The sequence below is a fragment of the Pseudomonas sp. AC193 genome (assembly GCF_979258075.1).
This window is the reverse complement of record NZ_OZ409832.1, coordinates 4,065,423-4,087,236: the sequence shown is the minus strand read 5'-3', so window position 1 is coordinate 4,087,236 and position 21,814 is coordinate 4,065,423. Positions and strand designations below refer to the sequence as shown.

At 58.6% G+C, this 21,814-nt stretch carries 16 protein-coding genes and 1 pseudogene; all 17 read left to right on the top strand.

Annotated features, from left to right (window positions below; translation table 11 throughout):
• The first annotated feature begins 7 nt into the window (after window positions 1-7).
• The 17 genes and pseudogenes from uppS (at window position 8) to eno (ending at window position 21,661) form a co-directional block, all read left to right on the top strand.
• Complete coding sequence (uppS, locus tag ACZZ0D_RS18510; protein ID WP_053117623.1) at window positions 8-763, top strand: polyprenyl diphosphate synthase; 756 nt, start codon at window positions 8-10, stop codon at window positions 761-763.
• Window positions 763-1,569 (top strand): phosphatidate cytidylyltransferase, encoded by an 807-nt coding sequence (locus tag ACZZ0D_RS18505; protein ID WP_463553964.1) that lies wholly within the window; start codon window positions 763-765, stop codon window positions 1,567-1,569. The genes uppS and ACZZ0D_RS18505 overlap by 1 nt, the downstream gene beginning before the upstream one ends.
• Window positions 1,566-2,756: a 1-deoxy-D-xylulose-5-phosphate reductoisomerase gene (ispC, locus tag ACZZ0D_RS18500; RefSeq protein ID WP_159813087.1), complete on the top strand. Its 1,191-nt coding sequence runs from the start codon at window positions 1,566-1,568 to the stop codon at window positions 2,754-2,756. The genes ACZZ0D_RS18505 and ispC overlap by 4 nt, the downstream gene beginning before the upstream one ends.
• A 54-nt stretch (window positions 2,757-2,810) precedes the next feature.
• A pseudogene (gene rseP / locus ACZZ0D_RS18495) lies at window positions 2,811-4,163 on the top strand (sigma E protease regulator RseP).
• A gap of 74 nt (window positions 4,164-4,237) precedes the next feature.
• Window positions 4,238-6,613 carry an outer membrane protein assembly factor BamA gene (bamA, locus tag ACZZ0D_RS18490; protein WP_463553963.1) on the top strand — a complete coding sequence of 792 codons (2,376 nt, stop codon included), beginning with the start codon at window positions 4,238-4,240 and terminating at the stop codon, window positions 6,611-6,613.
• Between the two features lie 45 nt (window positions 6,614-6,658).
• Entirely contained in the window at window positions 6,659-7,162 is a 504-nt protein-coding gene (locus ACZZ0D_RS18485) for an OmpH/Skp family outer membrane protein (protein WP_042557882.1), read from the top strand.
• Between the two features lie 3 nt (window positions 7,163-7,165).
• A complete protein-coding gene (lpxD, locus tag ACZZ0D_RS18480) occupies window positions 7,166-8,221 on the top strand; it encodes a UDP-3-O-(3-hydroxymyristoyl)glucosamine N-acyltransferase (protein WP_053117633.1) in 1,056 nt (351 codons plus the stop codon).
• A gap of 106 nt (window positions 8,222-8,327) precedes the next feature.
• A complete protein-coding gene (gene fabZ, locus ACZZ0D_RS18475; protein WP_053117635.1) occupies window positions 8,328-8,768 on the top strand; it encodes a 3-hydroxyacyl-ACP dehydratase FabZ in 441 nt (146 codons plus the stop codon).
• Window positions 8,765-9,541: an acyl-ACP--UDP-N-acetylglucosamine O-acyltransferase gene (gene lpxA, locus ACZZ0D_RS18470; RefSeq protein ID WP_159813095.1), complete on the top strand. Its 777-nt coding sequence runs from the start codon at window positions 8,765-8,767 to the stop codon at window positions 9,539-9,541. The genes fabZ and lpxA overlap by 4 nt, the downstream gene beginning before the upstream one ends.
• 2 nt (window positions 9,542-9,543) lie before the next feature.
• Complete coding sequence (gene lpxB, locus ACZZ0D_RS18465; RefSeq protein ID WP_463553962.1) at window positions 9,544-10,674, top strand: lipid-A-disaccharide synthase; 1,131 nt, start codon at window positions 9,544-9,546, stop codon at window positions 10,672-10,674.
• Window positions 10,675-10,685: 11 nt separating this feature from the next.
• Window positions 10,686-11,312, top strand: coding sequence for a ribonuclease HII (rnhB, locus tag ACZZ0D_RS18460; RefSeq protein ID WP_159813170.1), 627 nt, complete (start codon window positions 10,686-10,688; stop codon window positions 11,310-11,312).
• Between the two features lie 76 nt (window positions 11,313-11,388).
• The gene (gene dnaE, locus ACZZ0D_RS18455) at window positions 11,389-14,910 is read left to right on the top strand and encodes a DNA polymerase III subunit alpha (protein ID WP_463553961.1); all 3,522 of its coding nucleotides are present in this window, start codon (window positions 11,389-11,391) and stop codon (window positions 14,908-14,910) included.
• Window positions 14,911-15,049: 139 nt separating this feature from the next.
• Entirely contained in the window at window positions 15,050-15,997 is a 948-nt protein-coding gene (locus ACZZ0D_RS18450) for an acetyl-CoA carboxylase carboxyltransferase subunit alpha (RefSeq protein ID WP_016985086.1), read from the top strand.
• Window positions 15,998-16,129: 132 nt separating this feature from the next.
• Window positions 16,130-17,458 (top strand): tRNA lysidine(34) synthetase TilS, encoded by a 1,329-nt coding sequence (tilS, locus tag ACZZ0D_RS18445; RefSeq protein ID WP_463553960.1) that lies wholly within the window; start codon window positions 16,130-16,132, stop codon window positions 17,456-17,458.
• A gap of 274 nt (window positions 17,459-17,732) precedes the next feature.
• Window positions 17,733-19,364 (top strand): CTP synthase, encoded by a 1,632-nt coding sequence (locus ACZZ0D_RS18440; protein WP_053117648.1) that lies wholly within the window; start codon window positions 17,733-17,735, stop codon window positions 19,362-19,364.
• A gap of 5 nt (window positions 19,365-19,369) precedes the next feature.
• Window positions 19,370-20,215, top strand: coding sequence for a 3-deoxy-8-phosphooctulonate synthase (gene kdsA / locus ACZZ0D_RS18435; protein ID WP_008081720.1), 846 nt, complete (start codon window positions 19,370-19,372; stop codon window positions 20,213-20,215).
• Window positions 20,216-20,371: 156 nt separating this feature from the next.
• Window positions 20,372-21,661, top strand: a complete 1,290-nt coding sequence (gene eno, locus ACZZ0D_RS18430) for a phosphopyruvate hydratase (protein ID WP_007908839.1) — start codon at window positions 20,372-20,374, stop codon at window positions 21,659-21,661.
• Window positions 21,662-21,814 lie beyond the last annotated feature (153 nt).

Sequence of the window (21,814 nt, the reverse complement as noted above, 5' to 3'; positions counted from 1 at the left end):
GCTTTTAATGGACAAGACCAAGCAGACTGCGCCGTCCGCGGTGCCGCGCCATGTCGCGATCATCATGGATGGTAACAATCGCTGGGCTAAAAAACGCTTTATGCCGGGTGTCGCCGGGCATAAAGCGGGCGTGGATGCTGTGCGAGCCGTCATCGAGGTGTGCGCTGAGGCCAAGGTCGAAGTGTTGACCTTGTTCGCCTTCTCCAGTGAAAACTGGCAGCGCCCGGCCGATGAAGTCAGCGCCTTGATGGATCTGTTCTTCAAGGCATTGCGTCGTGAGGCCAAGCGCCTCAACGACAACAACATCTGCCTGCGCATCATTGGCGATCGCACGCGCTTCCACCCTGAACTTCAGGCAGCGATGCGCGAAGCCGAAGCAATGACTGCCGGTGCCAACCGTTTTGTTCTGCAGATCGCCGCCAACTACGGCGGTCAGTGGGATATCGCGCAGGCTGCACAGCGCCTGGCACGCGAAGTTCAGGCCGGGCATCTGCGTCCGGAAGACATTACTCCGGATCTTTTGCAAACCTGTCTGGTCACCGGCGATCTGCCGTTGCCGGATTTGTGCATCCGCACCGGTGGTGAGCACCGCATCAGCAACTTCCTGCTGTGGCAGCTGGCTTACGCCGAGTTGTACTTCTCCGACCTGTTCTGGCCGGACTTCAAACACGATGCCATGCGTACTGCGCTGGCCGATTTCGCTTCACGTCAACGTCGCTTCGGTAAAACGAGCGAACAGGTCGAAGCTGGAGCCCGGGTTTAATGCTTAAACAACGAATCATCACTGCACTGATCCTGCTGCCGATTGCCTTGTGCGGGTTTTTCCTGCTCGAAGGCTCCGGGTTTGCCTTGTTCATCGGTCTGGTCGTGACTTTGGGCGCCTGGGAATGGGCGCGCCTGGCAGGTTTCACCGGGCAAGCGTTCCGTGTGGGTTTTGCCGCCGTGGTCGCGTTCATGATCTTCATCATGTACATCTTGCCCGGCCTTGCGCCATGGGTGCTCGGTGCTTCGGTGTTGTGGTGGGCAGTGGCGACTTACCTGGTGCTTACTTACCCGGCCTCCAGTGCTCATTGGTCCAGTGCGGCGACCAAACTGGTGATCGGTCTGCTGATTCTGTTGCCGGCCTGGCAAGGTCTGGTGCAGATCAAACAGTACCCGTTGGGTAACTGGCTGATCATGGCGGTGATGGTGTTGGTGTGGGGCGCTGATATCGGCGCCTACTTCTCCGGCCGTGCTTTCGGCAAACGCAAACTGGCCCCGCAGGTCAGCCCGGGCAAAAGCTGGGAAGGCGTTTACGGTGGTCTGGCATTGAGCCTGGTGATTACCGCCATCGTTGGTCTGGTGCGCGACTGGACAGTGGCCGAACTGCTCAAGGGCTTGATCGGCGCTGCGCTGATCGTCTTTATCTCGGTGGTCGGCGACCTCACCGAAAGCATGTTCAAGCGTCAATCCGGCATCAAGGACAGCAGCAATCTGCTGCCCGGGCATGGCGGTGTGCTTGACCGCATCGACAGCCTGACCGCAGCGATTCCGGTGTTTGCCGTGCTGTTGTGGATGGCCGCACCGTGAGCCGAGCCCAACAGATTACCGTTCTGGGGGCGACCGGTTCGATTGGCCTGAGCACCCTGGATGTCATTGCGCGTCACCCTGAGCGTTATCAGGTATTCGCCCTGAGCGGTTTCACTCGTCTGAGCGAGCTGCTGGCCTTGTGCGTGCGCCATGTGCCGCAGTTTGCCGTGGTGCCTGAAGTCGCCGCTGCCCGTGGCCTGCAAGATGATCTGCGTGCCGCGGGTTTGCCAACGCGGGTGCTGGTGGGGGAGGAGGGCTTGTGTCAGGTCGCCTCCGCGCCGGAAGTCGATGCGGTGATGGCGGCGATTGTGGGTGCTGCGGGGCTGCGTCCGACTTTGGCCGCCGTCGAGGCTGGCAAAAAGATTCTGCTGGCTAATAAAGAAGCGCTGGTGATGTCTGGTGCTCTGTTCATGCAGGCCGTGCGCAAAAGCGGTTCGGTGCTGTTGCCGATCGACAGCGAACACAACGCGATTTTCCAGTGCATGCCGCAGGATTTTGCTCGTGGCTTGAGCTCGGTCGGCGTGCGAAGGATTTTACTGACAGCTTCTGGTGGCCCGTTCCGACAGACACCGATGGCTGAACTGGTGCATGTTTCACCTGACCAGGCGTGTGCGCATCCGAACTGGTCCATGGGTCGCAAGATTTCCGTGGATTCGGCCAGCATGATGAACAAAGGCCTTGAGCTGATCGAAGCCTGCTGGTTGTTCGATGCCAAGCCGTCGCAGGTCGAGGTGGTGATCCATCCGCAAAGCGTGATTCACTCGCTGGTCGATTACGTCGACGGCTCGGTGCTGGCGCAGTTGGGTAACCCCGACATGCGCACGCCGATTGCCAATGCGTTGGCTTGGCCGGAGCGTATTGATTCCGGTGTGGCGCCGCTCGATCTGTTTGCCATCGCGCGCCTGGATTTCGAAGCGCCTGATGAAGAACGTTTCCCGTGCCTGCGTCTGGCGCGTCAAGCGGCCGAGGCGGGTGACAGCGCACCGGCGATGCTCAACGCGGCCAATGAAGTGGCTGTGGCAGCGTTTCTCGATGGGCGGGTTCGTTACCTGGAAATCGCGAGTATCATCGAGGAAGTCTTGAATCTCGAATCCGTGGTGGCGCTGGATGATCTCGATGCGGTGTTTACCGCCGACGCCAAGGCGCGAGTTTTGGCCGAACAATGGTTGAAACGTCACGACCGATAAGTTTTGCAACACAATGGCTTTACGCGGCACTGAACAGGATTGCGGAGAAAGTAGATGAGCGCGCTCTATATGATTGCCGGCACCCTGATCGCTTTGGGTGTGCTGGTCACTTTTCATGAATTCGGCCATTTCTGGGTCGCGCGTCGCTGTGGCGTCAAGGTTCTGCGTTTTTCCGTAGGCTTTGGTATGCCGTTGCTGCGCTGGCACGACAAGAAAGGCACCGAGTTCGTGATCGCCGCGATTCCGCTGGGTGGTTACGTCAAGATGCTCGACGAGCGTGAAGGCGAAGTGCCGCTGGATCAGCTCGATCAATCGTTCAATCGCAAATCTGTGCGCCAGCGTATTGCTATCGTGGCTGCCGGCCCGATCGCCAACTTCCTGCTGGCTCTGGTGTTTTTCTGGGTGCTGGCGATGCTTGGCAGTCAGCAGATACGCCCGGTCATCGGTGGTGTGGAGTCCGGCAGTATCGCGGCCAAGGCTGGTTTGACGGCAGGTCAGGAAATTGTCGCGATTGATGGCGAGCCGACTTCCGGTTGGGCAGCGGTCAATTTGCAGTTGGTACGTCGACTGGGTGAGAGCGGTTCGCTGCAGTTGTTGGTGCGTGAGCAGGGCTCTACGGCTGATTCGCCGCGCGAGCTGGCGCTGGATCATTGGCTGAAAGGGGCTGATGAGCCGGATCCGATTCGCTCGTTGGGTATCCGTCCATGGCGTCCGGCATTGCCGCCCGTGCTCGCAGAACTCGATCCAAAAGGCCCGGCGCAAGCTGCTGGCCTGAAAACCGGCGACCGTCTGGTCTCGCTCGACGGTCTGGCGCTAAACGACTGGCAGCAAGTGGTTGATACCGTTCGTACGCGTCCTGATACCAAAATCATGCTGCGTGTCGAGCGTGATGGTGCTCAAATCGACGTCCCGGTGACACTGGCGGCGCGTGGCGAAAGCAAGGCGCCGAGCGGTTATCTGGGCGCTGGCGTCAAAGCGATCGACTGGCCACCGGAAATGATCCGCGAGGTCAGTTACGGGCCTTTGGCCGCGATTGGCGAGGGCGCTCGTCGCACTTGAACCATGAGCGTTCTGACCCTCGATTCGCTAAAGAAAATGCTGTTCGGCGAGCTCTCGGTAAAAAACTTGAGTGAACCGATAACCATTGCTAAAGTGGCGGGCGCTTCTGCCCAGTCGGGCGTCGCTGATTTCCTGAATTTCCTTGCTTATCTGAGTATTAGCCTGGGGGTTCTGAATTTGCTGCCCATTCCTGTACTGGATGGGGGGCATTTGTTGTTTTATCTGATCGAGTGGGCGCGTGGTCGTCCCTTGTCGGATCGGGTGCAAGGTTGGGGGATACAGATCGGTATCAGTTTGGTGGTCGGAGTGATGTTGTTAGCTCTGGTCAACGATCTGGGTCGACTGTAACGCTTCGCTGAATTGCGAATCTGCCGCATTTTGCGGCAGTTTGTTTATTGCCAGTTGGAATAAGAAAGGACTTCATGAAACGTCTGCTGCTAACTGCGGTTCTCACCGTATTGATGATCGCCGAAGTTCACGCCGAGTCCTTCACTATCTCTGATATTCGCGTCAATGGCCTCCAGCGGGTCTCCGCGGGTAGTGTCTTTGGTGCCTTGCCGTTGAACGTCGGCGAGCAGGCGGATGATCGTCGCCTGGTGGAATCCACTCGTGCGTTGTTCAAAACCGGTTTCTTTCAAGATATCCAGCTGGGCCGCGAAGGCAACGTACTGGTAATCACGGTCGTTGAACGTCCGTCGGTCGCCAGTATCGAGATCGAAGGCAACAAGGCGATCTCCACCGAAGACCTGATGAAAGGCCTCAAGCAATCCGGTCTGTCCGAAGGCGAGATCTTCCAGCGTGCCACCCTCGAAGGTGTGCGTAACGAACTGCAACGTCAGTACGTTGCTCAGGGTCGCTACTCGGCCACCGTTGATACCGAAGTGGTTTCGCAGCCACGTAACCGTGTTGGTCTGAAAGTGAAGATCAACGAAGGCACCGTTGCGGCCATTCAGCACATCAACGTCGTTGGCAACACGGTTTTCCCTGAGGATGACCTGACCGACCTGTTCGAGCTGAAAACCACCAACTGGCTGTCGTTCTTCAAGAACGATGACAAGTACGCCCGTGAAAAGCTTTCCGGTGACCTGGAGCGTCTGCGCTCCTACTACCTGGACCGCGGCTATATCAACATGGATATCGCTTCGACCCAGGTGTCCATCACCCCGGACAAGAAACACGTCTACATCACCGTTAACGTCACCGAAGGCGAGAAGTACACCGTTCGTGACGTCAAACTCAGCGGTGACCTGAAAGTCCCTGAAGACCAGGTCAAATCGCTGTTGCTGGTGCAGAAGGGCCAGGTGTTCTCGCGCAAGCTGATGACCACCACCTCCGAACTGATCACCCGTCGTCTGGGTAACGAGGGTTATACCTTCGCCAACGTCAACGGTGTTCCGCAACCACACGATGACGATCACACTGTCGACATCCTGTTTGCTGTCGATCCGGGCAAGCGTGCTTACGTCAACCGTATCAACTTCCGTGGCAACACCAAGTCGGAAGACGAAGTGCTGCGGCGTGAAATGCGTCAGATGGAAGGCGGCTGGGCTTCTACTTACCTGATCGACCAATCCAAGACCCGTCTTGAGCGTCTGGGCTTCTTTAAAGAAGTCAACGTTGAAACCCCGGCTGTGCCAGGTGTCGACGACCAGGTTGACGTGAACTACAGCGTTGAAGAGCAGGCTTCCGGTTCGATCACCGCCAGCGTCGGTTTCGCCCAGAGCGCCGGTCTGATCCTCGGTGGTTCGATCACCCAGAACAACTTCCTCGGTACCGGTAACCGCGTCAGCGTCGGCCTGACCCGAAGCGAATACCAGAGCCGCTACAACTTCGGCTACGTTGACCCGTACTGGACCGCCGATGGCGTGAGCCTGGGTTACAACGCGTTCTATCGCACCACTGACTACGATGACCTCGATGTCGACGTTGCAAGCTATGCGGTAGACAGCCTGGGTGCTGGCGTAAACGTCGGCTACCCGATCAGCGAGACTTCGCGTCTGACCTTCGGTCTGTCCGTTCAACAGGATGAGATCAAAACCGGTACCTACACAGTTGACGAGATTTTTGACTTCGTTAACAAGGAAGGCGACAAGTACCTGAACTTCAAGGCGTCGGCCGGCTGGTCTGAATCGACCCTGAACAAAGGCGTACTGCCGACCCGTGGTCGTTCGCAGAGCCTGACGCTGGAATCGACGATTCCGGGCAGCGACCTGTCGTTCTTCAAGCTTGATTACCGTGGTCAGCTGTTCCAGCCGATTACTGAAAACTACACCCTGCGTCTGCACACCGAATTGGGTTATGGCGACGGTTACGGTTCGACTGACGGCTTGCCGTTCTATGAAAACTACTATGCTGGTGGTTTCAACTCGGTTCGTGGCTTCAAGGACAGCACCCTCGGCTCGCGCAGTACCCCGAGTAAGGGTAACAACCCGGGTACGTTGGCTGACCCGGATCAGGATCCACTGCCGTTCGGTGGTAACGTCCTGATTCAGGGCGGTGTCGAGGTTCTGTTCCCGCTGCCATTCGTCAAGGATCAGCGCTCCCTGCGTACTTCGGTATTCTGGGACGTGGGTAACGTATTTGACTCCAAGTGCTCGGACACTACGAACGCTAACGGTTCGAAGTCGGACACGCAGTGCAACGACATCAGCCTGAGCAATATGGCGAGCTCCGTCGGTGTAGGCGTGACCTGGGTCACCGCACTGGGTCCTCTGAGCTTCGCGTTGGCCATGCCGATCAAGAAACCGGATGACGCTGAAACTCAAGTGTTCCAATTCTCCCTCGGCCAGACGTTCTAAGCGTCTGACCCAAGATAACGACAATGGATTTTGTAGGAGTGCATCGTGCGTAAGTTGACTCAATTGGTTCTCCTGGCCTCCGTACTGGTGGCAGGCCCGGCTTTCGCCGACATGAAAATCGCTGTTCTGAACTATCAGATGGCTTTGCTGGAATCGGACGCGGCCAAGAAGTACGCCGTTGATGCCGAGAAGAAGTTCGGTCCGCAACTGACCAAACTGAAGACTCTGGAAAGCAGCGCCAAAGGCATTCAGGATCGTCTGATGGCCGGTGGCGACAAAATGCAGCAGGGCGAGCGCGAGCGTCTGGAGCTTGAATTCAAGCAAAAGGCCCGTGACTTCCAGTTCCAGTCCAAAGAACTGAACGAAGCCAAAGCTGTTGCTGACCGCGAAATGCTCAAGCAACTGAAGCCGAAGCTGGATGGCGCAGTGGAAGAAGTCATCAAGAAAGGTGGTTTTGATCTGGTGTTCGAGCGTGGCGCAGTGATCGATGTCAAGCCTCAGTACGACATCACGCGCCAGGTTATCGAGCGCATGAATCAGCTGAAGTAACCCATGACCGTGACTATCAAGCTCGGCCAGTTGGCCGAGTTCCTCGGCGCCACCCTGCGTGGCGACCCGGAGAAGCAAATTACTGGGCTAGCCACTTTGCAAGAGGCTGGCCCAGCTCAGTTGAGCTTTCTGGCAAACCCTCAATATCGCAAATTCCTGGCAGGTTCGCAGGCGGCAGCGCTATTGCTCAAAGAAGCTGATGCTGAAGGCTTTGCCGGAAATGCGCTGGTGGTGCCGGATCCTTATCTGGCCTACGCACGTATCTCGCACTTGTTCGATCCCAAACCAAAAGCTGCGGCGGGTATCCACCCGTCGGCAGTGATTGCGGACGACGCGGTGGTTGATCCAACCGCCAGCATCGGCCCGTTTGTAGTGATCGAAGCCGGTGCGCGTATCGCTGCTGAGGTGACCTTGGGCGCCCACTGCTTTATCGGTGCGCGCAGTGAAATTGGTGAAGGCGGCTGGCTCGCGCCCCGCGTGACCCTGTATCACGACGTGCGCATCGGCAAACGTGTGGTGATTCAGTCCGGTGCTGTGCTCGGTGGTGAGGGCTTCGGCTTTGCCAACGAGAAGGGCATCTGGCAGAAAATCGCCCAGATCGGTGGCGTGACCATCGGCGACGACGTAGAGATTGGCGTGAATACCGCTATCGACCGCGGCGCGCTGGCCGATACCGTGATCGGCAATGGCGTGAAACTCGATAACCAGATTCAGATCGCGCACAACGTTCAGGTCGGTGATCACACCGCCATGGCCGCGTGTGTCGGGATCTCCGGCAGCACCAAGATCGGCAAGCATTGCATGCTCGCTGGCGGTGTCGGTCTGGTTGGACACATTGATATTTGCGACAACGTTTTCCTCACCGGGATGACCATGGTGACCCACTCGATTACCGAGCCAGGCGCCTACTCATCCGGTACAGCCATGCAACCGGCGGCCGAATGGCGCAAAAGCGCGGCCCGTATTCGTCAGCTCGATGACATCGCGCGACGTTTGAAACAGCTGGAAAAGCGCGTAGGGGAAGTGACCCCTGACGGCAATGCTTCATCAGATGGCTGATACCATTTCCATATCAAGTGTGCACAGCCTCTAGACTGCCTCCTTGATTTGCTAGAGGAGTGCGCGTCAGTCGCGCTCCCAATCTTTACATAGGCTTCCCCCCGAAATGATGGACATCAACGAGATTCGCGAATACCTGCCTCACCGTTACCCGTTCCTGCTGGTGGATCGGGTGGTGGAATTGGACACTGAAGGCAAGCGCATTCGCGCCTACAAGAATGTCAGCATCAATGAACCGTTCTTCAATGGTCACTTCCCTGCGCATCCAATCATGCCGGGTGTATTGATCATCGAAGCAATGGCTCAGGCTGCCGGGATCCTCGGTTTCAAAATGCTTGATGTGAAGCCTGCCGACGGCACGCTTTACTACTTCGTCGGTTCCGACAAGCTGCGCTTCCGCCAGCCTGTGTTGCCAGGCGACCAGTTGATCCTTGAAGCCAAGTTCCTCAGCTGCAAGCGTCAGATCTGGAAATTCGAATGCCAGGCTTCGGTCGACGGCAAGCCGGTCTGCTCGGCTGAAATCATCTGCGCGGAACGCAAGCTATGAGTTTGATTGACCCTCGCGCAATCATCGATCCGTCGGCCGTTCTGGCTGACGGTGTCGAGGTCGGCCCGTGGTCGATCGTCGGCGCCGGTGTGGAAATCGGCGAGGGTACCGTGATCGGGCCCCATGTAATTCTTAAAGGCCCGACCCGCATCGGTAAGCACAATCGCATCTACCAGTTTTCTTCGGTAGGCGAGGACACGCCCGATCTGAAATACAAAGGTGAAGAAACCCGTCTGGTGATTGGTGACCATAACGTCATCCGCGAAGGCGTGACCATTCACCGTGGCACCGTTCAGGATCGTTCGGAAACGACGCTGGGCGACCACAACCTGATCATGGCCTATGCCCATATCGGTCACGACAGCGTCATCGGCAACAACTGCATTCTGGTCAACAACACCGCGTTGGCTGGCCATGTGCACGTTGATGACTGGGCGATCCTCTCCGGTTTCACCCTCGTACATCAGTATTGCCACATCGGCGCCCACAGCTTTTCCGGCATGGGCACGGCGATCGGCAAGGACGTTCCGGCGTTCGTGACGGTATTCGGCAACCCGGCGGAGGCGCGCAGCATGAACTTCGAAGGCATGCGCCGTCGTGGGTTCAGCGAAGACGCGATCCACACCCTGCGTCGCGCCTACAAAACCGTGTACCGCCAAGGCCTGACGGTCGAGCAGGCACTGGCTGAGCTGGCAGAACCGGCGGCGCAATTCCCGGAAGTCGCGATTTTCCGTGACTCGATCCAGTCGTCGACTCGCGGCATCACTCGCTGATCATGGCTAGTCTGCGTATTGCGCTGGTGGCGGGTGAGGCTTCCGGCGACATTCTTGGCGCCGGTCTGATGCGCGCCCTCAAGGCACAGCATCCGGCGGTCGAGTTCATCGGTGTGGGTGGCCCGTTGATGCAGGCCGAAGGCCTGACTTCCTACTTTCCCATGGAACGCTTGTCGGTCATGGGCCTGGTAGAAGTGCTCGGGCGTCTGCGTGAGTTGCTCAAGCGCCGCAAGGAGCTGATCGCCACGCTGATCGCCGAGAAACCGGACGTGTTCATCGGCATCGATGCCCCCGATTTCAACCTCAATATTGAACTGAAGCTGCGTCAGGCCGGAATCAAAACCGTGCATTACGTCAGCCCGTCGGTGTGGGCATGGCGGCAGAAACGTGTGCTGAAGATTCGCGAAGGCTGCGATCTGATGCTGACGCTGCTGCCATTCGAAGCGAAATTCTACGAAGAGAAGGGCGTGCCGGTGCGGTTCGTCGGCCACACGCTGGCCGATGCCATTCCGCTGGAGGCTGATCGTGCCGCCGCGCGTGCCGAGTTGGGCTTGCCTGACGGCCCGCTGGTGGCCTTGATGCCCGGCAGCCGTGGCGGCGAAGTGTCGCGACTTGGCGCGCTGTTCCTCGATACCGCCGAGCGCCTGCGCAGCATGCGCCCGGGTGTGCGTTTCGTCATTCCTTGCGCCAATGCCGAGCGCCGCGCGCAGCTTGAAGAGCTGCTCGCCGGCCGCGATCTGCCAGTGACCTTGCTCGACGGCAAATCCCATCTGGCTCTGGCCGCGTGCAACGCCGTGTTGATCGCTTCCGGTACCGCGACCCTTGAAGCGCTGCTGTACAAGCGGCCGATGGTGGTCGCCTATCGCTTGGCACCGCTGACGTTCTGGATTCTCAAGCGCATGGTCAAGAGCCCGTACGTGTCCTTGCCGAACTTGCTCGCCCAGCGTCTGCTGGTGCCAGAATTATTGCAGGATGATGCGACGGTCGAAGCGCTGGCCCAGACCTTGTCGCCGCTGATCGAGGGCGGTGAGGAGCAGACGCGCGGTTTCGACGAGATCCACCGCACCCTGCGCCGGGATGCCTCCAATCAGGCGGCGGACGCCGTCCTTAACCTGATCGGTCAAAAACAATGAGCAAGACAAGCATGCAGATGGGCCTGGATTTCACCCTGGTCGCCGAAGTCGAAGAACTGGTGGCCGGTGTCGATGAAGTCGGTCGCGGCCCGTTGTGCGGTGCAGTGGTGACGGCGGCGGTGATCCTCGATCCGAATCGGCCGATTCTCGGTCTCAACGACTCGAAGAAACTCACCGAAGCCAAGCGTGAAAAGCTATACGACGAGATCATCGAGAAGTCGCTGAGCTGGTGTATTGCCCGCGCCGAAGTCGAAGAAATCGACGAACTGAACATCCTTCACGCCACCATGCTCGCCATGCAGCGCGCGGTCGCCGGCCTGCATATTCAGCCGAAACTGGCGATGATCGACGGCAACCGCTGCCCACACTTGCCGATGCGCGCTGAAGCGGTGGTGCAGGGCGACGGTAAGGTGCCGGCCATTGCTGCCGCGTCGATTCTGGCCAAGGTCAGTCGTGACCGTGAAATGGCTGCGTTTGAATTGATCTACCCGGGTTACGGCATCGGCGGCCATAAAGGCTACCCGACGCCCGTTCATCTGGAAGCCTTGGTACGTCTGGGCCCGACACCGATTCATCGGCGCTCGTTTGCCCCGGTGCGTCTGGCTTACGAAGCGCTGGAAGGCCTGACGCAGGTTTAGTCGCAAGGCTGATGTTTTGTTCGAGGCCCGGTACAATCCGGGCCTTGTTGTCTCTATGTAACTGGACAGGATCACTATGCCGGCTTCATTCGTTCATCTACGCCTGCACACTGAATACTCGCTGGTCGACGGGCTGGTGCGGATCAAGCCGCTGGTCAAGGCGCTGACCGCCATGAACATGCCGGCGGTCGCGGTCACCGACCAGAACAACATGTGTTCCCTGGTCAAATTCTATAAAAACACCATGGGCGCCGGCATCAAGCCGATCTGCGGCGCCGACCTGTGGCTGTCGAACAAAGACCCGGACGCGCCGCTGAGCCGGCTCAGCCTGTTGGTGATGAACGCCAAGGGCTATCGCAACCTCACCGAGTTGATCTCGCGCGGCTTCATCGAAGGTCAGCGCAACGGCATGATCATCATCGAGCGTGAGTGGGTCGCTGAAGCCAACGAAGGCCTGATCATGCTGTCCGCCGCCAAAGAAGGTGAGATCGGCTTGGCCCTGATCAGTGGCAACCCGGCTGAAGCCGAGGCCCTGACGCGCGAATGGATGGCGGTGTTCCCGGATCGCTTCTATCTGGAAATCCAGCGCACCAAACGTCCCAACGATGAAGAACAACTGCACGGCGCCGTGGCGCTGGCCGACAAACTCGGCGCGCCGCTGGTGGCGAGCAACGATGTGCGCTTCATCAAGCAGGAAGACTTTGCCGCCCACGAAACCCGCGTCTGCATCGGTGAGGGCCGCGCCCTCGACGATCCGCGCCGTTCGAAGAATTACAGCGATCAGCAATACCTGAAAAGCGCCGAGGAGATGATCGAGCTGTTCAGCGATATTCCCGACGCGATTGAAAACACCGTCGAGATCGCCAAGCGCTGCAACATCGACGTGAAACTGGGCACGCACTTCCTGCCCAACTTCCCGATCCCCGATGGCATGACCATCGACGAATATTTCCGCAAAGTCTCCTTCGACGGTCTCGAAGAGCGCTTGGCGGTGCTGCTGCCCAAAGACACCACCGAAGACTACGAAGCCAAGCGTCAGGTCTATGTAGATCGCTTGAATTTCGAGCTGGATATCATCATCCAGATGGGCTTCCCCGGTTACTTCCTGATCGTTATGGACTTTATCCAGTGGGCCAAGAGCAACGGCGTGCCGGTAGGCCCTGGCCGTGGTTCGGGTGCCGGTTCGCTGGTGGCCTACGTGCAGAAGATCACCGACCTTGATCCGCTGGAATACGACCTGCTGTTCGAACGTTTCCTTAACCCGGAACGGGTATCGATGCCCGACTTCGACGTCGACTTCTGCATGGACGGTCGTGACCGCGTGATCGACTACGTGGCCGAGAAATACGGGCGCAACGCGGTAAGCCAGATCATCACTTTCGGTTCCATGGCCGCCAAGGCTGTGGTGCGCGACGTGGCGCGGGTGCAGGGCAAGTCTTACGGTCTGGCGGATCGTCTGTCGAAGATGATTCCGTTCGAAGTCGGCATGACTCTGGAAAAAGCCTACGAGCAGGAAGAAATCCTCCGTGACTTCATCAAGGTCGATGAAGAGGCCGCCGAAATCTGGGAGATGGCGCGCAAGCTCGAAGGCGTGGTGCGTAACGTCGGTAAACACGCCGGTGGTGTGGTTATCGCGCCGACCAAACTGACCGACTTCTCGCCGATCTATTGCGACGAGGCTGGTGACGGTCTGGTAACCCAGTTCGACAAGGACGACGTTGAAGCCGCCGGTCTGGTGAAGTTCGACTTCCTTGGTCTGCGGACGCTGACGGTCATCGACTGGGCGCTGAAGACCATCAACCGCGACCGCGCCAAGGTCGACGAGCCGCCACTGGACATCGCGTTCATTCCGCTCGACGACAAACCGACTTACACGCTGTTGCAAAAAGCTGAAACCACCGCGGTGTTCCAGCTTGAGTCGCGAGGCATGAAAGAGCTGATCAAAAAGCTCAAGCCCGACTGCCTGGAAGACTTGATCGCACTGGTGGCCCTGTTCCGTCCGGGCCCGCTGCAATCCGGCATGGTTGATGACTTTATCAACCGTAAGCACGGTCGCGCCGAGCTGGCGTATCCGCACTCCGACTATCAATACGAAGGCCTCAAGCCGGTATTGGCACCGACCTACGGCATCATCCTGTATCAGGAACAGGTGATGCAGATTGCCCAGGTCATGGCCGGTTACACCCTCGGCGGTGCGGACATGCTCCGTCGGGCGATGGGTAAGAAAAAGCCCGAAGAAATGGCCAAGCAGCGCGGCGGTTTTATTGAAGGTTGCAAGACCAACAATATCGAAGCCGACCTTGCCGGTAACATTTTCGACCTGGTGGAAAAATTCGCCGGTTACGGCTTCAACAAGTCTCACTCCGCTGCATACGGTCTGGTTTCGTACCAGACGGCATGGCTGAAGACCCACTACCCGGCGCCGTTCATGGCCGCGGTACTGTCGGCGGACATGCACAACACCGACAAGGTCGTGACCTTGATCGAAGAAATTCGCACCATGAAGCTGCGTCTCGACGCGCCGGATGTGAATACCTCGGAATTCAAGTTCACGGTGAACGACGAAGGCCGCATCATTTATGGCCTCGGCGCGATCAAGGGTGTGGGCGAGGGCCCGGTCGAGGCGATCACTGAGGCGCGCGCGAACGGGCCGTTCAAGGATCTGTTCGATTTCTGCGCCCGCGTCGACCTCAAACGCATCAACAAGCGCACCCTCGACGGTTTGATCCGCAGCGGTGCGCTGGATCGTCTCGGCCCGTTCTTCCATGAAGAGCAAAAGGCTTATCAGGCCAACATCGACCGCAACCGCGCGGTGCTGCTGGCCGCGATGGAAGAAGCGATCAAATCCGCCGAGCAGACGGCGCGCACCCACGACAGCGGCCACGCCGACCTGTTTGGCGGCTTGTTCGTCGAGGAAGACGCCGACGTTTACGCGGTGCATCGCAAAGCCAAAGAGCTGACCCTCAAGGAACGCCTCAAGGGTGAAAAAGACACCCTGGGCCTGTACCTGACCGGTCACCCGATCGACGAATACGAAGGTGAGATCCGCCGTTTCGCCCGTCAGCGCATCATTGACCTGAAACCGGCGCGTGACACGCAGACCGTGGCCGGGATGATCATTGCCCTACGGGTGATGAAGAACAAAAAGGGCGACAAGATGGGCTTCATCACCCTCGACGACCGTTCGGGGCGAATCGAGGCGTCGCTGTTCGCCGATGCGTTCCACTCCGCGCAGTCGCTGTTGCAGACCGACGCGATGGTGGTGGTTGAAGGCGAGGTCAGCAACGATGACTTCTCCGGTGGCCTGCGCCTGCGGGTCAAGCGTGTGATGAGCATGGAAGATGCGCGCACCAACCTTGCCGAGAGCCTGCGCCTGAAGCTGCAAACCCAGGATCTGAAAGGCGATCAGCTACGCTGGTTGGGTGATTTGCTCAAGCGCCATCGCGGCGCGTGCCCGGTGACCATGGAGTACACCAGCCCTGATGCGAAGACCTTGCTGCAGTTTGGCGAGACGTGGCGAATCGACCCGGCGGATGCCTTGATTCAGGCTCTGCGTGACCAGTTCGGGCGAGACAACGTCTTCCTCCAATACCGTTGACCGGCGAGCGCCATCATTGCACTTGCCCGAAACCTGAATTTTTAATCTCGACCTCAGCGCGCCTCTCCCTTAAGGTAGGGCGCGAATAGACAACCGGCCGGCCCAAGCTTATTTGGGACTCGACCCAAGACGGACGCCTATGAACCCGAATTTTCTAGATTTCGAACAGCCGATCGCCGACCTGCAAGCCAAGATCGAAGAGTTGCGCTTGGTCGGTAATGACAATTCGCTGAATATCGGCGATGAGATCTCCCGCCTGCAGGACAAGAGCAAAACGCTGACCGAGGACATCTTCGGCAAGCTGACCAGCTGGCAGATCGCACGCCTGGCGCGTCACCCGAAACGCCCGTACACCCTCGACTACATCGAGCACATCTTCACCGAGTTCGACGAACTGCACGGCGACCGTCACTTCTCTGACGACGCCGCTATCGTTGGCGGTATCGCCCGTCTGGACGACCAGCCGGTGATGATCATCGGCCACCAGAAAGGCCGCGAAGTGCGCGAGAAGGTTCGCCGCAACTTCGGCATGCCGCGACCGGAAGGCTACCGCAAGGCGTGCCGTCTGATGGAGATGGCCGAGCGTTTCAAAATGCCGATCCTGACCTTCATCGACACCCCGGGTGCTTACCCTGGGATCGACGCTGAAGAGCGCAACCAGAGCGAAGCGATCGCCTGGAACCTGCGCGTGATGTCGCGCCTGAAAACCCCGATCATCGCCACCGTTATCGGTGAGGGTGGTTCCGGCGGTGCGTTGGCGATCGGTGTCTGCGATCAGTTGAACATGCTGCAGTACTCGACCTACGCGGTGATCTCGCCGGAAGGTTGCGCATCGATTCTGTGGAAAACCGCCGAAAAAGCGCCGGATGCTGCCGAAGCGATGGGCATCACCGCTGAGCGTCTGAAAGGCCTGGGCATTGTCGACAAGGTGATTGGCGAGCCTCTGGGCGGCGCCCACCGTGATCCGGCGACTGCCGCTGCTTCGATCCGTGCCGAGCTGAGCTCGCAACTGGCGATGCTGAAGAAGTTCGATAACGAAGCGCTGTTGAAGCGCCGTTATGATCGACTGATGAGCTACGGCCTCTAAGTCGAACGCGGTACCCCTGTAGGAGTGAGCCTGCTCGCGATGAGGGCGTAACATTCAACCAATGTGTTGGCTGTCACACCGCTATCGCGAGCAGGCTCACTCCTACATTTGTTTTGGGGCAAAGAGTTGAATATGCGCCAGTCCATGATTGATTTGCCTTCACGGCTTCTGGTGAATCTTGAGCCCTGGCGCAATGCCGCTCATTGGCGTATCGCCTTCTCTGGTGGTCTTGATTCCACCGTCCTGCTGCATCTGCTGGCCTCTCTGGCAAAATCCGATTCCTTCCCGCCGCTAAGCGCTGTCCATATCCATCACGGCCTCCAGGCTGCGGCTGATGCTTGGCCACAACATTGCCAAGCCGTTTGCGATGCGATGGGTGTGCCCCTGCTGATCGAGCAGGTTACGGTGCAACCGGGTGCGAGTCTGGAGCGAGCAGCACGGGATGCGCGTTACGCGATGTTCAGTGCGCTGACGCAGACCAATGATCTGTTGCTGACCGGGCAGCATCGCGATGATCAGGCGGAAACGCTGTTGTTCCGCTTATTGCGCGGCGCCGGTGTACGCGGATTGTCCGCGATGCCGGCGCAGCGGCCAGTAGGGCAGGGCACGCTGGTTCGGCCGCTGCTGGACATCTCCCGCGCCGAACTGGAAGCGTACGCGCAGACACATCAATTAACCTGGATCGAAGACCCGTCCAATCAGGATCGGCAATTCTCGCGCAACTATCTGCGCCATCAGGTCATGCCGCTGCTGACCGGGCGCTGGCCGCAAGCGCAGGCGAGCATGGCCCGCAGCGCCGCGCATCTGCGAGAGGCGCAGGGGCTGCTTGATGAACTGGCGCAAATCGATCTGACACAGGCGAACACCCCGCACGATTTCGAATGGCTGGGTTTGCCGTCGCTGGAACTGGCGCCACTCGCCGCACTGTCTGCCGCCCGTCAACGCAACGCGATCAGTCATTGGCTCGAAGCCTTCACCCAACTGCCGGATAGCGACCATTGGTCGGGTTGGACGGATCTTTGCGAAGCGGCTTCCGATGCTTCGCCTATCTGGCGTCTGGCCAATGGCGAATTGCATCGCAGCGCCGGACGTGTGTGGTGGCTCAGCGGCCACTGGTTGCGCACGCCGATGATCGGCGCCGACTGGCAAGTGCCGTCTTCACCGCTACGCTTGGCCGATAATGGTCGTGTCATGTTCGACGTGCAGACGCCTTGCGGATCATTGCGTATCGCCTATCGTCAGGGCGGCGAAGTGATGCATCTGGCGGATCGCGGTCATCGTGATCTCAAACGCCTGCTCAATGAGCGCGCGGTGCCGGGTTTTGTGCGTGGCAGATTGCCGCTGCTGTTTCGCGGTGACGAATTGCTCGCGGTGGCGAACCTGCCGGGGCTTGATGGCAATGGGCAGTACGGCTGGAAATTGCATTGGCAGCCATCAGGCGAAGATCTGGGTTTGAGCTGAAAGGAGCATTCCGGTAGACTACGCTCCCTTCTTGATACAACTTCTGTGGATTCGCCTGAATTGCAGGAGTTGCCGATTACCAAGCAGTCTTTGCTGGGCGATTCCAAAAAATGTGTAGCGAGCAACGTACCGGTGTTTCATCTGCCGGTCTGTCCCAACGCGGCGGTTTTTTTGAAAGGTGCACTGTGATTAATGCAGGTGATCGGGGGCTTCGGCCTTCCTTCGCTTCCCCCGGCGGCTCGGACCGCTTTAACGCAGACTTCTAGGGTTTTTCATGACGCGCTACATATTCGTCACGGGCGGTGTTGTTTCTTCTTTGGGGAAAGGCATTGCATCGGCTTCATTGGCAGCCATCCTGGAGGCGCGGGGACTTAAGGTCACCATGCTGAAGCTGGATCCGTACATCAACGTTGACCCGGGCACCATGAGCCCGTTCCAGCACGGCGAAGTGTTCGTCACCCACGACGGCGCCGAGACCGACCTGGACCTGGGCCACTACGAGCGGTTCATCCGCACGACCATGACCCAGAACAACAACTTCACCACTGGCCGTGTTTACGAACACGTGCTGCGCAAAGAGCGCCGTGGTGATTACCTGGGTGCAACCATCCAGGTGATTCCGCACATCACCGACGAAATCAAGCGCCGCATCATCAAGGGTGCTGGCGACGCTGACGTGGCGATGGTTGAAATCGGTGGCACCGTCGGTGACATCGAGTCGCAACCGTTCCTCGAAGCGATCCGCCAACTGCGTTTCGAAGTCGGCGCCAAGCGCGCGATGCTGATGCACCTGACCTTGGTGCCGTACATCGCCACTGCCGGCGAGACCAAAACCAAGCCAACCCAGCACTCGGTGAAAGAGCTGCGTTCGATCGGCCTGCAGCCAGACGTGCTGGTGTGCCGTTCCGATCACCCGATCGACATCTCGTCGCGTCGCAAGATCGCTCAGTTCACCAACGTTGAAGAACGTGCGGTGATCGCGCTGGAAGACGCCGATACCATCTACAAGATCCCGGGCATCCTGCACTCGCAGGGTCTGGACGATTTCGTCGTTGAGCGTTTCGGTCTGCAGTGCGGCAGCGCTGATCTGTCCGAGTGGGAAGCGGTGGTTGACGCCAAGCTGAACCCGGAACACGAAGTGACCATCGCCATGGTCGGCAAGTACATGGAGCTGCTGGACGCCTACAAGTCGCTGATCGAAGCGATGAGTCATGCCGGCATCAGCAACCGCACCAAGGTCAATCTGCGTTACATCGATTCCGAAGACATCGAAAACCAGGGCACCGCGCTGCTCGAAGGTGTCGACGCGATCCTCGTACCGGGCGGCTTCGGTCTGCGTGGCGTGGAAGGCAAGATCACCGCCGTTCAGTACGCTCGTGAGAACAAGGTTCCATACCTGGGCATCTGCCTCGGCATGCAAGTGGCGGTCATCGAGTTCGCCCGTAACGTGATGGGCTGGAAAGACGCCAACTCCACCGAGTTCGACCGCGCCAGCGGCCACCCGGTTGTGGGTCTGATCACCGAATGGGAAGACGCGACCGGCGCTGTTGAAGTGCGTACCGAAGCGTCCGATCTGGGCGGCACCATGCGCCTCGGCGCTCAGGAATGCCTGCTTGAAGCCGGCTCCAAGGTGCACGACTGCTACGCCAAGGATGTGATCGTCGAGCGTCACCGTCACCGTTACGAAGTGAACAACAAGCTGCTGCCACAACTGATCGAAGCCGGCCTGAAAATCTCCGGTCGCTCGGCTGACGCAGCGCTGGTTGAAGTGGTAGAAGCGGCCGATCACCCATGGTTCGTTGCTTGCCAGTTCCACCCAGAGTTCACCTCGACACCACGCGATGGCCACCCGCTGTTCAGCGGTTTCGTCAAAGCAGCGTTGGCTCAACACCAGAAGAAGGCGTAACCCCGATGGCACAGAAGATCATCCGCGTCGGCGACATCGAGATTGCCAACGACAAACCCATGGTGCTGTTCGGCGGCATGAACGTGCTGGAAAGCCGTGACATGGCCATGCAGGTTTGCGAAGAGTACGTAAAGGTCACCGAAAAACTCGGTATCCCTTACGTGTTCAAGGCTAGTTTCGACAAGGCCAACCGGTCTTCTGTGCATTCGTATCGTGGCCCTGGCCTGGAAGAAGGCATGCGCATCTTCCAGGACATCAAACAAGCCTTCGGCGTACCGATCATCACCGACGTCCACGAGCCTGATCAGGCTGCGGTCGTCGCTGAGGTCTGCGACATCATTCAACTGCCGGCCTTCCTGTCGCGCCAGACCGATCTGGTCGTCGCGATGGCCAAGACCAACGCAGTGATCAATATCAAGAAAGCCCAGTTCCTCGCGCCTCAGGAAATGAAACACATCCTGAGCAAGTGCGTGGAAGCGGGTAACGACCAACTGATCCTCTGCGAGCGTGGTTCGAGCTTCGGCTACAACAACCTCGTGGTCGACATGCTCGGCTTCGGCATTATGAAGCAGTTCGAGTATCCGGTTTTCTTCGACGTGACCCACGCGCTGCAAATGCCTGGCGGTCGTTCCGACTCCGCTGGCGGTCGCCGTGCGCAGGTGCTGGATCTGGCCAAGGCCGGCATGAGCCAGTCGCTGGCGGGTCTGTTCCTCGAAGCGCATCCGGATCCGGACAACGCCAAATGCGACGGCCCTTGCGCCTTGCGTCTGGACAAACTGGAGCCATTTCTGGCCCAGCTCAAAGCTTTGGACGAACTGGTGAAGAGTTTTCCGACGGTAGAAACCGCGTAACACTCAATTCTCCGGTAAAGTACCGCACGATTTGTCGCACATGCCCTCGGGCATGTGCGTTGTCGTCTGCAAGCTGCCCGCTGCACACCACTTGCCGACGGTAAAAAGATTTCCTCTAGCTGCGTCGTTTTCGTCAACTTTGGAGTGTTTACAACAATGGCAAAAATCGTCGACATCAAAGGTCGTGAAGTTCTCGACTCCCGTGGCAATCCCACCGTGGAAGCGGATGTGCTTCTCGACAACGGCATCATCGGCAGCGCTTGCGCGCCGTCCGGTGCATCCACTGGCTCGCGTGAAGCGCTCGAGCTGCGTGATGGCGACAAGAGCCGTTATCTGGGCAAAGGCGTACTGAAAGCAGTCGCCAACATCAACGGCCCGATCCGCGATCTGCTGCTGGGCACCGACCCAAGCGACCAGAAAGCGCTGGATCACGCGATGATCAAGCTCGACGGTACCGAAAACAAAGCGACCCTGGGCGCCAACGCCATCCTCGCCGTGTCCCTGGCTGCGGCCAAGGCTGCTGCACAGGATCAGGATCTGCCGTTGTACGCACACATCGCCAACCTCAACGGCACTCCGGGTGTTTACTCGATGCCGGTGCCGATGATGAACATCATCAACGGTGGCGAGCACGCCGATAACAACGTCGACATCCAGGAATTCATGGTGCAGCCGGTTGGCGCCAAGTCTTTCTCGGAAGGTCTGCGCATGGGCACCGAGATTTTCCATCACTTGAAAGCTGTGCTGAAGGCCCGTGGCCTGAGCACTGCCGTTGGCGACGAAGGCGGTTTCGCACCGAACCTGGCCTCGAACGAAGACGCGCTGAAAGTGATCTCCGAAGCAGTTGCCAATGCAGGTTACAAGCTGGGCACTGACGTGACCCTGGCGCTGGACTGCGCGGCGAGCGAATTCTACGAAGATGGCAAGTACAACCTGTCCGGCGAAGGCCAGGTGTTCACCGCTGAAGGTTTCGCTGATTACCTGAAGGGCCTGACCGAACGTTATCCGATCATCTCGATCGAAGACGGTCTGGACGAGTCCGACTGGGCTGGCTGGAAAATCCTCACCGACAAGATCGGCGAGAAGGTGCAACTGGTAGGCGACGACCTGTTCGTCACCAACACCAAGATCCTGAAAGAGGGCATCGATAAAAACATCGCCAACTCGATCCTGATCAAGTTCAACCAGATCGGCACCCTGACCGAAACGCTGGAAGCCATCCAGATGGCCAAGGCTGCCGGTTACACTGCTGTGATCTCGCACCGTTCGGGCGAAACCGAAGATTCGACCATCGCCGACCTGGCTGTGGGCACCTCGGCTGGCCAGATCAAAACCGGTTCGCTGTGCCGTTCCGACCGTGTTTCCAAGTACAACCAACTGCTGCGTATCGAAGAGCAGTTGAATGGCAAAGCCAAGTACAACGGTCGCTCCGAGTTTCGCGGTTAAGCCGTAGATGGTAAAAAGACACCGGATTGTGTCGGAAAAGTCGTGACAGCGATGGATTTGCCACTAATCTGATGCCTTATATGCACAAGCCTGGATCTTCCAGGCTTCGTGCTATCAGATGCTTCAAAGTTTTGGCATGGCTGTCTTTTTTCA

Excerpts from the sequence above, each read along its gene's own strand:
- bamA (WP_463553963.1), top strand. The coding sequence starts at position 4,238 with ATGAAACGTCTGCTGCTAACTGCGGTTCTCACCGTATTGATGATCGCC.
- ACZZ0D_RS18440 (WP_053117648.1), top strand. The coding sequence starts at position 17,733 with ATGACGCGCTACATATTCGTCACGGGCGGTGTTGTTTCTTCTTTGGGG.
- tilS (WP_463553960.1), top strand. The coding sequence starts at position 16,130 with ATGCGCCAGTCCATGATTGATTTGCCTTCACGGCTTCTGGTGAATCTT.
- eno (WP_007908839.1), top strand. The coding sequence starts at position 20,372 with ATGGCAAAAATCGTCGACATCAAAGGTCGTGAAGTTCTCGACTCCCGT.
- lpxD (WP_053117633.1), top strand. The coding sequence starts at position 7,166 with ATGACCGTGACTATCAAGCTCGGCCAGTTGGCCGAGTTCCTCGGCGCC.
- lpxA (WP_159813095.1), top strand. The coding sequence starts at position 8,765 with ATGAGTTTGATTGACCCTCGCGCAATCATCGATCCGTCGGCCGTTCTG.
- uppS (WP_053117623.1), top strand. The coding sequence starts at position 8 with ATGGACAAGACCAAGCAGACTGCGCCGTCCGCGGTGCCGCGCCATGTC.
- rnhB (WP_159813170.1), top strand. The coding sequence starts at position 10,686 with ATGCAGATGGGCCTGGATTTCACCCTGGTCGCCGAAGTCGAAGAACTG.
- kdsA (WP_008081720.1), top strand. The coding sequence starts at position 19,370 with ATGGCACAGAAGATCATCCGCGTCGGCGACATCGAGATTGCCAACGAC.
- dnaE (WP_463553961.1), top strand. The coding sequence starts at position 11,389 with ATGCCGGCTTCATTCGTTCATCTACGCCTGCACACTGAATACTCGCTG.
- ACZZ0D_RS18505 (WP_463553964.1), top strand. The coding sequence starts at position 763 with ATGCTTAAACAACGAATCATCACTGCACTGATCCTGCTGCCGATTGCC.
- lpxB (WP_463553962.1), top strand. The coding sequence starts at position 9,544 with ATGGCTAGTCTGCGTATTGCGCTGGTGGCGGGTGAGGCTTCCGGCGAC.
- fabZ (WP_053117635.1), top strand. The coding sequence starts at position 8,328 with ATGATGGACATCAACGAGATTCGCGAATACCTGCCTCACCGTTACCCG.
- ACZZ0D_RS18450 (WP_016985086.1), top strand. The coding sequence starts at position 15,050 with ATGAACCCGAATTTTCTAGATTTCGAACAGCCGATCGCCGACCTGCAA.